The organism is Acinetobacter sp. ANC 7912 (assembly GCF_039862785.1).
GTDB classification, from domain to species: Bacteria; Pseudomonadota; Gammaproteobacteria; order Pseudomonadales; family Moraxellaceae; genus Acinetobacter; species Acinetobacter thermotolerans.
Map to the genome: position 1 here is coordinate 2,117,500 of NZ_CP156795.1, position 14,397 is coordinate 2,131,896.

The 14,397-nt window shown below is 44.3% G+C and carries 14 protein-coding genes; 5 read left to right on the plus strand and 9 right to left on the minus strand.

Annotation, left to right across the window (positions count from 1 at the left end):
* Nucleotides 1-18: 18 nt before the first annotated feature.
* The 4 genes from lepB to ABEF84_RS10500 all read right to left on the minus strand — a co-directional run bounded on the left by lepB (nt 19) and on the right by ABEF84_RS10500 (nt 4,827).
* Nucleotides 19-846 (minus strand): signal peptidase I, encoded by an 828-nt coding sequence (gene lepB / locus ABEF84_RS10485; RefSeq protein ID WP_034588749.1) that lies wholly within the window; start codon nt 844-846, stop codon nt 19-21.
* Nucleotides 847-867: 21 nt separating this feature from the next.
* Nucleotides 868-2,685, minus strand: a complete 1,818-nt coding sequence (gene lepA / locus ABEF84_RS10490; protein WP_034588746.1) for a translation elongation factor 4 — start codon at nt 2,683-2,685, stop codon at nt 868-870.
* A gap of 180 nt (nt 2,686-2,865) precedes the next feature.
* On the minus strand, nt 2,866-3,321 hold the full coding sequence (locus tag ABEF84_RS10495) for a thioesterase family protein (protein ID WP_034588745.1): 456 nt from the start codon (nt 3,319-3,321) through the stop codon (nt 2,866-2,868).
* Nucleotides 3,322-3,441: 120 nt separating this feature from the next.
* Nucleotides 3,442-4,827 (minus strand): trypsin-like peptidase domain-containing protein, encoded by a 1,386-nt coding sequence (locus tag ABEF84_RS10500; RefSeq protein WP_347454834.1) that lies wholly within the window; start codon nt 4,825-4,827, stop codon nt 3,442-3,444.
* Nucleotides 4,828-5,057: 230 nt separating this feature from the next.
* On the opposite strand from ABEF84_RS10500, the gene nadB reads away from it, so the two are divergent.
* The gene (nadB, locus tag ABEF84_RS10505) at nt 5,058-6,704 is read left to right on the plus strand and encodes an L-aspartate oxidase (RefSeq protein WP_347454833.1); all 1,647 of its coding nucleotides are present in this window, start codon (nt 5,058-5,060) and stop codon (nt 6,702-6,704) included.
* A 137-nt stretch (nt 6,705-6,841) separates the two neighbouring features.
* Here nadB and tnpA read toward each other — a convergent pair whose 3' ends face one another.
* A complete protein-coding gene (tnpA, locus tag ABEF84_RS10510; RefSeq protein ID WP_075167884.1) occupies nt 6,842-7,255 on the minus strand; it encodes an IS200/IS605 family transposase in 414 nt (137 codons plus the stop codon).
* Between the two features lie 20 nt (nt 7,256-7,275).
* Between tnpA and ABEF84_RS10515 the strand changes: the two genes are divergently transcribed.
* Nucleotides 7,276-8,334 carry a transposase gene (locus tag ABEF84_RS10515; RefSeq protein ID WP_347473681.1) on the plus strand — a complete coding sequence of 353 codons (1,059 nt, stop codon included), beginning with the start codon at nt 7,276-7,278 and terminating at the stop codon, nt 8,332-8,334.
* A 57-nt stretch (nt 8,335-8,391) separates the two neighbouring features.
* Here the strand turns inward: ABEF84_RS10515 and ABEF84_RS10520 are convergent, their stop codons facing one another.
* From ABEF84_RS10520 to pabC, 4 genes are all read right to left on the minus strand, one after another.
* Complete coding sequence (locus tag ABEF84_RS10520) at nt 8,392-8,814, minus strand: PaaI family thioesterase (RefSeq protein WP_034583833.1); 423 nt, start codon at nt 8,812-8,814, stop codon at nt 8,392-8,394.
* 70 nt (nt 8,815-8,884) lie between these two features.
* On the minus strand, nt 8,885-9,490 hold the full coding sequence (tmk, locus tag ABEF84_RS10525; protein WP_034583854.1) for a dTMP kinase: 606 nt from the start codon (nt 9,488-9,490) through the stop codon (nt 8,885-8,887).
* Nucleotides 9,491-9,499: 9 nt separating this feature from the next.
* Complete coding sequence (gene mltG, locus ABEF84_RS10530) at nt 9,500-10,564, minus strand: endolytic transglycosylase MltG (RefSeq protein WP_034583856.1); 1,065 nt, start codon at nt 10,562-10,564, stop codon at nt 9,500-9,502.
* A gap of 1 nt (nt 10,565) precedes the next feature.
* Nucleotides 10,566-11,378 carry an aminodeoxychorismate lyase gene (gene pabC / locus ABEF84_RS10535; protein ID WP_034583858.1) on the minus strand — a complete coding sequence of 271 codons (813 nt, stop codon included), beginning with the start codon at nt 11,376-11,378 and terminating at the stop codon, nt 10,566-10,568.
* 161 nt (nt 11,379-11,539) lie between these two features.
* On the opposite strand from pabC, the gene ABEF84_RS10540 reads away from it, so the two are divergent.
* The 3 genes from ABEF84_RS10540 to ABEF84_RS10550 all read left to right on the plus strand — a co-directional run bounded on the left by ABEF84_RS10540 (nt 11,540) and on the right by ABEF84_RS10550 (nt 14,373).
* The gene (locus ABEF84_RS10540) at nt 11,540-12,547 is read left to right on the plus strand and encodes a sulfate ABC transporter substrate-binding protein (RefSeq protein WP_034583861.1); all 1,008 of its coding nucleotides are present in this window, start codon (nt 11,540-11,542) and stop codon (nt 12,545-12,547) included.
* A gap of 175 nt (nt 12,548-12,722) precedes the next feature.
* On the plus strand, nt 12,723-13,736 hold the full coding sequence (locus tag ABEF84_RS10545; RefSeq protein WP_034583864.1) for a sulfate ABC transporter substrate-binding protein: 1,014 nt from the start codon (nt 12,723-12,725) through the stop codon (nt 13,734-13,736).
* Between the two features lie 31 nt (nt 13,737-13,767).
* The gene (locus ABEF84_RS10550) at nt 13,768-14,373 is read left to right on the plus strand and encodes an alpha/beta hydrolase (protein ID WP_034583866.1); all 606 of its coding nucleotides are present in this window, start codon (nt 13,768-13,770) and stop codon (nt 14,371-14,373) included.
* The last annotated feature ends 24 nt before the right edge of the window (nt 14,374-14,397 follow it).

Consider the following 14,397-nt stretch of genomic DNA (forward strand, 5'->3'; position numbering starts at 1 on the left):
TGAAGTGAAACAATTTAATTAATCAATTGTTCCGTTTCGACTGAACGAAGGCAATTTAAAACCTGGTTCCTTATGCATCCAGACATAGAACGCACGGCCAGTTAAATTCTCTTCCGGAACAAATCCCCAGAAACGGCTGTCAGCACTTTGATCGCGATTATCCCCCATCGCAAAGTAATGACCTTCTGGAACTTTTACTTCCCAATATAAACCATTTTCACCTGAATATTTACCATTTTCCACAAAGTTGATAAATGGTGCCTGACGAGCCACATTCACCCCTTCCAGCTCACGCATGGTAAAGGTGTGCTCGCCCAAAGTCTCTTTGTGATAGATCGATACTGGTGTATCTAATTGGTCTTTTTCGCGGCTAAATTCCACCGGAACTTTTGGCACTTTTTGACCGTTAATGGTCAATTGACCATGATCATAAACAATATGATCACCCGGCAAACCCACCACGCGTTTGATGTAGCTAATGCCCGGTTGCGGTGGGTAGCGAAATACAATCACATCACCACGTTCCGGACTGCCGGTATCAATGATTTTGGTATTCACGATCGGTAATTTCACCCCATAGTCATATTTATTGACCAGAATAAAATCACCGGTTTCCAGCGTTGGCACCATCGAATCTGATGGAATATTGAATGGTTCGTATAGAAAGGAACGCAGTACCAGCACCACGGTGAGTACTGGCCAGAAATCATAAGCCCAGGTAATGATTACATTCTCATTGCCCTTGCCCTTTGTCTGTCGCTGTTTTAGCACAAACTTATCAAGCAGCCAGACCGCAATAAAAAACAGCGTAGCAGGAACAAGTATTAAATTAAAATCAAAATCCATGGGTTTATTATCCTTATAATATTAGCGTTCGACTTTCAGCACAGCTAAGAACGCTTCCTGTGGGATTTCAACACTACCCACCTGTTTCATACGTTTCTTACCTTCTTTCTGTTTCGCAAGCAGTTTCTTCTTACGAGATACGTCACCACCATAACATTTCGCCAATACGTTTTTACGCATTGCCTTTACGGTAGAACGGGCAATAATTTGCGCACCGATCGCAGCCTGAATTGCCACATCGAACATCTGACGTGGAATCAGATCTTTCATTTTTTCAACCAGTGCAATACCACGGTGACGAGCATCCTGACGGTGACAAATCATCGCCAAAGCATCGACTTTTTCACCATTAATCAGGACATCGACTTTCACCAGTGACGAGCTTTCAAAACGCACGAAGTTGTAATCCAGTGAAGCAAAACCACGTGAGCAAGACTTCAACTTATCGAAGAAGTCCATCACCACTTCTGCCATTGGAATGTCAAAAGTAATCGAAACCTGGTTCCCCAGGAACTTCATATCTTTCTGTACACCACGGCGTTCCACACATAGGGTCATCACGTTACCGACATATTCCTGTGGTACCAAGATATGACACTCAGCAATCGGTTCACGCAGGTCTTCAACGGTCGAACCATCCGGCATCTTAGACGGACTGTCGATATAAACGGTTTGACCATTTTTCAACACAGCTTCGTAAATTACTGTTGGTGCAGAAGAAATCAGATCCAGATCGTATTCTCGTTCCAGACGCTCCTGTACGATTTCCATATGCAGCATACCGAGGAAGCCACAACGGAAACCGAAGCCCAATGCATCTGAGCTTTCCGGCTCGAAGAACAGCGCCGAGTCATTAATCTGCAGTTTATGCAGTGCTTCACGGAACGGTTCAAAATCGCTGGAATCAATTGGGAACAGACCTGCATAGACCTGAGGTTTTACTTTTTTGAAACCAGGTAATGTTGGTACTTCAGGCGTACTTGCTAGCGTGATGGTATCACCGACTGGCGCACCGAAAATGTCTTTAATACCGGCAATCACAAAGCCCACTTCACCCGCTTCGAGCATGTCGGTTTCAGTATGTTTTGGATTGAAGATACCGACTGAAGTAATGATGTGGGTCTGGCCGGTAGATTTGACTAGCATCTTGTCGCCTTTACGTACGCGACCTTGTTTGATACGGACCAGAGATACAACGCCAAGGTAGTTATCGAACCACGAGTCGATAATTAGAGCTTGTAATGGTGCCTCACGGTCACCGGTTGGTGCTGGAATACGGTCGACTAAGGTTTCCAGTACGCCTTCGATACCTAAACCGGTTTTTGCGGAACAGGTTGGCGCATCCGTTGCTTCAATCCCGATAATATCTTCAATTTCCTGAATCACACGTTCAGGTTCAGCCTGTGGCAGGTCAATCTTGTTCAGGACGGGAAGAACTTCTAGACCTTGCTCAATTGCGGTATAGCAGTTCGCTACAGACTGGGCTTCTACACCCTGTGCTGCATCAACAACGAGTAAAGCACCTTCACAGGCTGCCAGTGAACGCGATACTTCGTATGAGAAATCCACGTGTCCCGGAGTATCAATGAAGTTCAGCTGATATTCCTGACCATTCGGATGGGTATAGTACAAGGTCACCGATGCCGCTTTAATGGTAATCCCACGTTCGCGTTCAAGCTCCATGGAGTCCAGAACCTGAGCCTGCATTTCACGATCCTGCAAACCACCACAGGTTTGAATAAAACGATCCGCCAGGGTGGATTTACCGTGGTCGATATGCGCAATAATCGAGAAGTTACGAATGTTTTTAATATCAACAGATTTTTTAGCTTGCGCCATGGGCTACCTTGAGAACAAAACACGCCATGCAATATAAAAAAATTGCATAGCAAAGCCGAATAGAAATTGCCGAGGATTATAGCAGAATGCAGTTACAGAAAAAGAATTATATTTCTCCTTGCACTGCAAGACATTTGAATAGCAACAAAAAGTTATAATGCTAATTCCAAATTAGAAAATTTAATCTGCCAGATACAATTGACTAAAATCAAAAGGATTGATGTCTTCGGATAATGGCTGATACGCATTCACAAAGGTTGGTGACATGCGTTTAGGTCGACCCGTCGCAATTTCTACACAGGCCCATTGGGTACTGCCCGTGAATAATAGGCTCTGATCAGCTGGACGATAAAACGCATATTGACGGAAGGAGTACAGCGCATTGATATCATTCAACCAGGTACGCAGGATCAGTTCATCCCCTTCAAAAGCCGCCTTGCGGTACTGCACATGATGCTCAACTGCGACCATGGCATGTTTGAGTTCCAGATACTGCTGCAGTCCCAGTCCGATCTGTTCAATATGGGCTGTCGCCACATCCTGCATCCACTGCACATACACCACATTATTCACATGACCCAGCACATCAATATGTTCTGGTTTTACGGTTAATTTCAGGTCAAAAATACCCTTCACGCGTCTCTTATCCTTTAGATTTTATAGCGCATTAGAGTCTACCGAATTTATTCAACAGGTAAATTGCCAAAAATAAAAAACCGCCTATAAAAGGCGGTTTTATTCATGTGTTGAGTCTGATCAGGTAATACGCATACCGACAATCACACGTTGACCTTGGCGAATCAATGCCACACGCGCCACAGTACCTTTTTTCAGTTCAGATACTTCTTCCACAAACTGATTACTGTTCAAAATCGCTTTACCATTGATTTGAGTCACCACATCATTTGGCATGATCCGCGCTTGAGCAGCAACACCACCTGGACGCACATCCTGAATCACCACACCACCTTTTATATCCAGACTGCTCATTTCATTTGGCGTCAGGTTACGGATCGTTACACCAATCACTGGCCCTTTGGATTTTCCAGCCTGACTAGATGCTTGTGCAGGTGTATCATCCGGTGCTGTGGTCAAGGTCGCATTAATATTACGGCGTTTGTCATCACGCAGCACTTCTAGCTGAATCTGCTGTTTCGGAGCTGAACGGTTGAGATAATTCAGCAATTCGCTGGTACGGGAAATACCGGTTCCGTTGTATTTCAAAATTACATCACCAGCTTGTAGACCCGCCTTCGCTGCTGGAGAATTTGGAGCGACCTGAGTAACTAAGGAACCTTCCGGCTTATCCAGTTTATAAGATTCTGCCAAGTTACGGTCGATATCCTGCAAGCTCACGCCTAGATAAGAACGGGTAACTTTACCATTGCGTTTTAGTTGATCCGCCACCTCCATCGCCACATCAATTGGAATGGAGAATGACAAGCCCATATAACCACCAGTACCACTAAAGATACGCGAGTTGACACCCACCACTTCTCCGCGCTGGTTAAACAGTGGACCACCCGAGTTACCTGGATTCAGTGCCACGTCAGTCTGAATAAATGGGACTGCAGTTTCACCCATCATATTCCGCATCTTGGCACTGACAATCCCGGCAGAAGCAGAATAGTCAAAACCAAATGGTGAGCCAATCGCAAGTACAGGTTCACCCACACGCAGTTTATCCACATCACCGGTACGCAGTTCCGGGAAACCTGAACCATTCACTTTCAATAAAGCCACGTCAGTACGTTCGTCACTTCCCACTATAGTTGCATCAATTTCGCGGCGGTCATTTAAAGTAATCGTCACTCTAGATGCATTTTCAATCACGTGATGATTAGTCAGCAAATAGCCATCTTTACTGATAAAGAAAGCACTGCCATAACCAGTTTTTTCCTGTGGAGCACGGGGTTGTGGAATCACCACCTGATTGCCAAAGAAACGGCGCAAAATGTCAGGAATCTGTTGCTGCAACAGCTCTTCTTCGGTCATTTTCTTAACAACATTGACACTGACGACCGCCGGACTGACTTGTGCAACAAGATTTGAAAAATCTACTGGAGTGGCTGCCCCCGCCTGCACCGCTGTCATTGTCAGCGTTGCTGCAAAAATCCCATGTTTAACATCCAAGATTTTCATATATTTATTCACTCAAATGATTGATAAATCTTTTTTAAAAAAGTTTTATCACAAACGATACAATTTTTAAGTAACAAAATGTTCTTATTTTAAATATTGGCATTATGCCATTTTTCAAAGACCAAAGTTTCCACGCTCATTACTTTTTTTCATTAATTTATGAGCAGATAAATGCTTGCATTTTGTACGGAAAAGCGCTGTTATAACCGGACTTTTTTCTAAGTTAGCTGATGGACATGTCTAATTTACACACGACACATCATTTTGATGTGATTATTGTGGGCAGTGGCGGCGCTGGTCTAAGTTTAGCCTTATCTCTTCCAGATCATTTCAACATTGCAGTTTTAGCCAAATCAACACTAACGGATGCAAGTACCTTTTATGCGCAAGGTGGCATTGCAGCCGTGCTAGATGAAACGGATTCGCTTGAACAGCATATCGATGACACCATGATTGCCGGGGCTCATCTATGTGAAATCAATGCAGTACGACAGACAGTAGAAGGCGGCAAACCTTCAGTCGATTTTCTGCTGAAACATGGCGTACAGTTCACCTTAGATGAACAGGAACAATTACACCTGACCCGTGAAGGCGGCCACTCTCAACGCCGCATCATTCACGCTGCCGATGCGACTGGACGCGCGATTTCCACCACACTGGTTCAACGCGCACAAGAAAAACAGAATATTCATATTTTTGAAAATTACATTGCAATCGACCTGATTTGCTCGAAAAAACTTGGCCATGCTGGTGAAAACCGAGCACTAGGACTGTATGCTTTAGATGAAACCACGCAAAAAGTGCATACTTTCCTGGCACCATCTACTGCCTTGGCATGTGGCGGTGCTATGAAAGCCTATTTGTATACGTCCAATCCAGATATTGCGACTGGTGACGGAATTGCGATGGCCTATCGTGCCGGCTGTCGCGTTGCCAATATGGAGTTTAACCAGTTCCATCCTACCTGTCTGTATCATCCACAGGCACGTTCATTCCTGATTACTGAAGCCATGCGTGGTGAAGGTGCTTATCTGCGTCTGCCAGATGGTGAACGTTTTATGTTACGCTTTGACGAGCGTGCTGAATTGGCACCACGAGATATCGTGGCGCGTGCGATTGACTATGAGATCAAACGTCTGGGTATCCGTCATGTCTGGCTGGATATCACTCACAAAGATGAAACCTTCATCAAAGAGCACTTCCCAACTCTGTATGCCCGCCTGCTTGAACTCGGTATAGATATCACCAAAGATATGATTCCAGTCGTGCCTGCAGCGCACTATACCTGCGGTGGTGTTGTCGTAGATAAAAACAGCCAGACCGATATTGTGGGTCTGTATGCGATTGGTGAAACTTCTTATACGGGTCTGCATGGCGCGAATCGTATGGCCAGTAACTCACTCTTGGAATGTTTCGTTTACGGTATGAGCGCAGCCAAACACATTCAGGAAAACTTCAAGGCGGATCAACCCGTTCCCGAAGTACCAGAATGGGACGATTCTCAGGTCACTAACCCCGATGAAGATGTCGTGATTCTGCAAAACTGGGATGAACTGCGTCAGACCATGTGGAACTATGTCGGTATTGTCCGCACCACCAAGCGACTGGAACGTGCCCTGCACCGTATCGAGATGCTGAAAAGAGAAATCACCGAATATTATCAGGACTATCAGGTCAGCAAAAACCTGATCGAGCTGCGTAACCTGGTACTGGTGTCTGAAATGATTGTGCGTTGTGCCATGCAGCGTAAGGAATCCCGTGGCCTGCACTACACCCTGGACTATCCAGAGCAGTTACCAGAGCTACGCAAAACTGTACTAATTCCACCATCATTTGAAGTCGAACAGCCTTTAGTAAATGTAGGTTTGGAAGCTTAACTTCGTGATGATAAAAAAACCGGATCAGTTGATCCGGTTTTTTATTTTTATCCCTTTAGCCGTAAAACCTCGCCCTTCAGGGCGGGGATATAAGGCTGCAATCCGCTAGTCCCCCTTGTGGGGATTAGCTAGGATTGCTAATGCGGTGTTTGCTGTTGTTGGATATATTGTTTAATAATCCCAATGGGAGCACCTCCACACGATGCAGCGAAATAACTAGGCGACCACAAAGCATTCCCCCATAATTTGTTTTTAATTTCAGGGTGTTTAGTTCTTAAAATACGACTAGATGCACCTTTTAGGCTGTTAACCAAGCTAGAAATAGCTACTTTTGGTGGATAGTTCACAAGTAAATGAACATGATCATGCTCACCATCAAATTCTACCAACTTAGCTTCAAAGTCTAAGCAAATGCGCTTGAATACTTCATTCATAGTTTCGAGCATAGCTTTGGTAAAAACATCTCTACGATATTTAGCCACAAAGACTAAATGAACGTGCATATTAAAAACACAGTGACGACCTGTTCTAATCTCTTGACTATTATCCATAGACCAAATATATTTTAGTGATGAAGACACTTAAATTACGCATAAAAGACAAACATTGCAAGGTGCTAGACCAATTGGCATCTGAAGTTAATTTTGTCTGGAACTATGTCAATGATTTGTGTTTTAAACACTTGCAAAGAAAACAACAATTCTTTTCAGCTTACGATATTGCTAAATACACGAAAGGTACATCAAAAGAGTGCAATTTGCACAGCCAAACCATACAGGCAGTTGCGGAAGAATTAGTTACTCGAAGAAAGCAATTTAAAAAAGCCAAGCTAAAATGGCGTGTCAGTAACAAAAAAAATGCTAGACGTTCTCTCGGTTGGATTCCATTTAAAAAAGTGGCGGTGAAATATGCCGATGGGTATGTCCAATACGGCAAGCATCAATTCAAGCTATGGGACAGTTACGGACTAAGTAAATACAATGTTAAAACAGGCTCGTTTGTCGAGGATAGCCGAGGGTGTTGGTATGTATGTCTTGTGGTTGATTCAATTAAAACAGAGAAAACCACCGCTAAAACCTCAATTGGCATTGATCTAGGACTCAAAGACCTTGCGACTTGCTCAGATGGTGTAAAGTTCAAAGCGCCTAAAATCTATCGTCAATATGAACAAAAACTTGGTATTGCTCAAAGAGCAAGAAATAAAAAACGTGTCAAAGCGATTCATGCCAAGATCAAAAATCTACGTCAAAATATGCTGCATCAATTCAGTCATAAACTGGTGAATGAACATGCAGCCATCTTCGTTGGTAATGTGAATGCCAAAGCATTGGCACAGACAAAATTAGCTAAGTCTGTACTCGATGCAGGTTGGACGACCTTAAGAACCATGCTCAAGTATAAATGCGAGAACGCAGGGGTATGGTATGAAGAAGTCAATGAAGCCTATACCACCCAAACTTGCTCGTGCTGCGGCTCACGCTCCAGTAGTCTGAAAGGTAGAGCAGGACTTGGAATAAGAGAATGGCAGTGTGTGGAGTGCGGTACATTCCACGATAGAGATATAAACTCAGCACTGAATATTCTTGCGCTCGGACATGGGCGTCTCGCAGGAGGAATCTCCGTCCTTTAGGTCGGAGAGGATGTCAAAATTCACCATCCCATAGATGAACCACCTTGTCTTGCAAAACTATGAAATCGATTTCAGTGGAATAGAATAGGTTCCTGTCACATGAGCCACTGGCTCTTTCTGTCCTTCTGAATACACCCAGACCTCACCTACCACGAGCGCTTTACCTACTTTGATCAGTCGACATTCCCCAATCAGGTCACGCTGACCATCCGGTTTACGTAGAAAGTTAATATTGATATTGGTGGTGACTGCCAAGCCTACTAGTCCAATTTCACTGAGAATTGCCACATATAAAGCAAAGTCCGCCACAGCCATAATCGTAGGGCCGGAAATCGTGCCTCCCGGCCGCAACTGACCATCATTGACTCGATAGCGCACCGTTGAGCCCTTAGGTTTAATATCAACCAACTGACAATATTCCAGACTTTGCGGGAACTCGACTGCTAAAAATTTTTGTATTTTTTCTAGACTACTTTTCATAAAAAAATCTTCCATATCACGAACAATATAGAAGATTTTTAATAGCGAATTACAGTTTAATTCTGACTACCTAGACAGCTTGTAATTCACGCATCGCCTGAGCAAAAACCTGTTCTGGTGTTTGGGTGGCATTCAAACGTTTGACACGCTCCGGATGACGCTGCCATAAAGTTTCATAACCGCTTCTGACTTTCTCAAAGAAAGAGACTTTCTCCTGTTCAAAACGGTCCAGTGCACCACGTTCACGGGCACGGTTCATCCCCAGTTCAATCGGTGCATCCAGCCAGAAAGTCACATCTGGCATACGCGCGACAAAGTTATCATTCAGTAATTTAAGCTTGGCTTCACTGAGTCCACGTCCAGCACACTGATAGGCAAAACTGGCATCGGTAAAACGGTCACACAGGACAATTTTTCCCGCTTCGAGTGCCGGCAGAATGACCTGTGCCAGATGCTGGGCACGCGCTGCATACATCAGCAGTAGTTCAGTATCGTTGCACATCGCTTCTTCATGATTCACTGCCAGCAAGAGTGAACGAATCTGTTCCGCCATTGGCGTACCACCCGGCTCACGAGTCAATACTACCTCTTTGCCTTGCGCGATAAAATCATCATAGATACGACGAATGAGCGTGGTTTTCCCTACACCTTCAGTGCCTTCAAAGCTGATAAACATGCTCACTCCTTAATTTTTGGAACGTAAAACTGACAGATATTCCTGCACAGCGCGATTATGGTCTTGCAGATTGCTGCTGAACTTATGCCCACCATTGCCGGTTGCGACAAAGTAGATATTCTGTGAATTGTCCGGATGCATCGCGGCTTCAATGGCTTTTTTACTTGGCAAGGCAATCGGCGTTGGTGGCAGACCTGCCATGGTATAAGTATTATATGGTGTTGGCGTACGCAGATCCTGGCGGGTAATATTGCCCTTGTACTTATCGCCCATACCATAAATCACAGTTGGATCAGTCTGCAGACGCATACCAATTTTCAGACGGCGTACGAATACCCCAGACACTTGCTGCAATTCGCTGTCCAGACTGGTTTCTTTTTCAATGATCGAAGCCATGATCAGCGCTTCATATTTATTCTGGTATGGCAGATCACTAGCACGGTTATTCCAGGCTTCATCCAGCGCCTGCATCTGATGACGGTACAGATCGGTCAGAATCTTGCGGTCGGTTTCACCCTTAGCAAAGAAATAGGTATTCGGCGCAAACAGCCCTTCCGGATGATTGAATGGAATATTCAACTCTTTCAGCAATTGATCGGTTGGCAGATTCACGACTTCTTTGGTCACCAGCTCATCTTTCTTCAAGCTTTCGATCAGCTGCTTAAAAGTCGTACCTTCAATCACCAGAATCCGGTTCATCTGGGCATTTTCAGAATTGGAAATCATCTGCAGCACTTCGCGAACGCTCATGCCATCATGTATTTCATATACACCGGCTTTCAAGGTGTCATGAATAATCAGACGCTGATAGACTTTGAGCAGGATCGGAAAGCTGACATGGCCTTCTTTCGCCAGTCGGTCGATAAAACCGGAATAGGTATCCCCAGCACTGATCGCCAGCATCTCTTTCTGGCCTTTGACTGGATAATCCTTGAATAAGCCACTTTTCAGGATCACAGCCAGAATCAGGAAAAACCCTAATAAAACAACCAAAATACCTTTCATAGGAAAGGAAGATTTTGCTTTATTTTTCTTTTTCGTTTTCTTTTTGGCTGTATTTTTACTGGCGGACATATTAGCTGATCTGATTTAAATGTAGACGATGAAATAACGCGATACAGGCCTCTGTATCCAGCGTTCGCTGTTCGAATTGGGCCACCATTTTCATGGGGCTCAGCGCATTACAGAAAAACAGGCTTTGGATGTGTGGAATCTCTTCCATATCCAGACTGCGCTGTTCACAGGCAATTCCCTGCTGATGCATCCGCTCTAGAATCTCGGCACGCATCACCCCGCTGACGCCATTATAGCGAAGTTCAGGAGTAATCCATGTATTGTTTATCCTTAAAAAACAATTACTGCTCACACCTTCAACAATTTCACCTTGCACATCGCAGGCCAGCGCTTCTACCCAACCCTGCTGATCCGCTTCCTGTTTCAGCATGACCTGTTCCAGCCGATTCAGGGTTTTTAAACCGACCAGCTGCGGCATACACAGCCCTAATGCTGTATTCAGTACACCACTTTCAATCTGTTCAAATTGATGCTCTTCCAAGGTTTTTGGATAGTAGTAGACCCAGAGATCCGCAGGATGATCGGGCAGACTATAACCGCGTTGCCCCATACCACGGCTAATGATGATTTTTAAAGTGCCATTCAGTACAGTTTCAGTTTCACGCAGTTTTTGCAATGTAGCGTCAATCAGCTCTAAATCCACCTGCAGGTTCATTTTCTGGCTACTCATACGTAACCGTGCTAAATGACGTTCCTGTAATTCAACCTGGTTATTGCGGATACAAGCCGTGGTAAAGCAGCCGTCACCATAATGAAAAGCGCGATCTAGCAGATCGATATGATGGATTTGTTGTGCATTTTTAAAACACAGCATAATTTTTTCACCTCTCCAGCGAATCAGATTGCAGGCAAAGATAGACGGCACATATATATCTGTTTTACTCACATAAAATTCTTTTTTAATTATTTTTTATGCAAAAAAACTCCAGCTATTCTTGCCTCAACCAACAAAACAAAGAAACTCTTGAGGCAAATATGAACATCCGTAAATTAAAAATTGGGGTTTTAGCAGCACTAATTTCAGCAACGGCATTTAGTGTGTCTGCAAAGGACTTTTTAAATGTCTCCTATGACCCAACTCGCGAATTGTATGACAACTTTAACAAAGAATTTAAGGCGTACTGGAAAAAATCTACCGGCCAAGACGTGAACTTCAAACAGTCACATGGCGGTTCTGGCAAACAGGCACGCGCCGTGATTGATGGTCTGGATGCAGACGTGGTGACGCTGGCGCTGGCTGCTGATATTGATGAAATCGCAGCACGCGGTCTACTCCCAAAAGACTGGCAAAAGAAATTCCCGCAAAACTCTACCCCTTATACATCAACTATCGTTTTCCTGGTGAAAAAAGGCAACCCGAAAGGCATCAAGGACTGGGGTGACTTGGTAAAACCAGGTGTAGACATCATTACGCCAAATCCAAAAACTTCAGGCGGTGCACGCTGGAACTACCTGGCCGCTTGGGCTTGGGCAAAACACCAACCAGGTGGTAACGATGCCAAAGCACAAGAATTTGTCCGTCAGATCTACAAACAGACTAAAGTTCTGGACTCAGGTGCACGTGGTTCAACCACCACTTTTGCTGAACGCGGGATTGGTGACGTATTGCTGGCTTGGGAAAATGAAGCACACTTGGCAATTCGTGAGCAACCAGGCAAGTTTGAAATCATCACCCCTTCGCTGTCGATCCTGGCTGAACCACCAGTAGCAATCGTGGACAAGAATGCCAAGAAAAATAACAATGAGAACCTGGCAAAAGCTTACCTAAACTTCTTATACTCACCTGCAGGTCAGACGGTAGCAGCGAAAAACTTCTATCGTCCACGTAATACAGCAGTGCTAAAACAGTACAGTAATGTATTCAAGCCACTGAAACTGGTGACCATTGATAAAGAATTCGGTGGCTGGGATAAAGTACAGAAAAAACACTTTGCTAATGGCGGAATCTTTGACCAGCTTGTAAAAGCCAATAGCGCAAAATAATCATAAAAATTGCATCAACAATGGCCTTATTGAATAAGGCCATTGTTGTTTCAGAGACTTACAAAAAACTTATCTTTTATTTTCATATAAAATTCATTTTTAATTATTTTTTATGCATAAAGAATAGGTTTATTCTTCACTCATGTTACAAAACGTGTAAGAGTTTGAGGTTCACATGAGCATTTCAACAAAATTAAAACTAGGGGTTCTAGCTGCTGTTATTTCAGCAACTTCGTTTTCTGCTGCAGCACGCGACTTTCTAAATGTCTCTTATGATCCAACGCGTGAACTCTACGAAGATGTCAACAAAGAATTTGGTAAATACTGGAAAAGCCGTACTGGCCAAAGCATCAACTTTAAACAGTCACATGGCGGTTCAGGTAAACAGGCGCGGGCCGTGATTGATGGTCTGGAAGCCGATGTGGTAACTCTGGCACTCGCTGCAGATATCGACGTGATTGCTGAAAAAGCAAAACTGTTGCCTGCAGACTGGCAGAAAAAATTGCCACAAAACTCGACACCTTATACTTCAACCATCGTCTTCCTAGTACGTAAAGGCAATCCAAAACACATCAAAGACTGGAATGATCTGGTGAAACCAGGTGTAGCCATCATTACGCCAAACCCTAAAACTTCTGGCGGTGCCCGCTGGAACTACCTGGCAGCTTGGGCATATGCGAAACACTTACCAGGCGGCAACGACAAAACTGCTCAAGAATTTGTCCGTAAAATCTATAAACAAACCAAAGTACTTGATTCTGGCGCGCGCGGTTCAACCACGACATTTGCGGAACGCGGCATCGGTGACGTATTACTCGCTTGGGAAAATGAAGCACATTTAGCCATTCGCGAACAACCAGGCAAATTTGAAATCGTGACTCCTTCGCTGTCTATTCTGGCTGAACCACCAGTGGCTATTGTAGAAAAGACTGTTGCGAAAAAAGGTAACAAATACTTGGCTCAAGGTTACCTGAACTTCCTGTATTCACCACTGGGTCAGGAAATTGCAGCACGTAACTTCTACCGTCCACGTAATGCCAAAGTACTGGCAAAATACAACACAGTATTTAAACCACTGAAACTGGTGACCATCGATGAGGAATTTGGTGGCTGGGACAAAGTTCAAAAAGCCCACTTTGAAAATGGTGGAGTTTTCGACCAGATCGTAAAAGCTAATACTGCGAAATAAGTTTCGCAGCTAATCAATAAGGAGCATTCGCATGACACATACCCTCATTGTTCCAGGTGTGGGCGGCAGTGAATATGAGCACTGGCAATCCTGGTTGCAACGTGGTCTGATGCAATGCTCCCGCGTTGAACAGCAAGACTGGAATCATCCTGTTCTGGATACCTGGGTAGCGCAGTTTGCTGCTACCGTTCAGAATATTCAGGATGACATCGAAGTAGTTGCCCATAGCTTTGGCTGTCTAACCAGCCTGGCAGCACTCGATCAGCATCCTGAACTGTGTAAAAAAATTAAAAAATTGATTCTTGTGGCACCGGCAAACCCTGGTCGCTTTGGCGAGAACGGTTTTGCCCGCGATAGTCAAAATGACTACAGTGCCTATTTTCATCAAATCAAGCTACAGGTTCCAACGGTACTGCTGATCAGTGAAAATGACCCTTGGCTGAGCTTTGAGGATGCGCATCACTTTGCCAAATCCTGGAAGATTAAGCCAATCAACCTAGGTCAGGTCGGTCATGTGAATGTTGCTTCGGGCTTCGGTCCCTTCCCTGAGATTAAACAATATCTAAATTCAGCGATGTCGATGCAACATATCAATAATACTGATGAAGGCAAGTATTTTTTTAAATTTGCATTTTAGATGCTGGAACTTATGCTTGTCCCA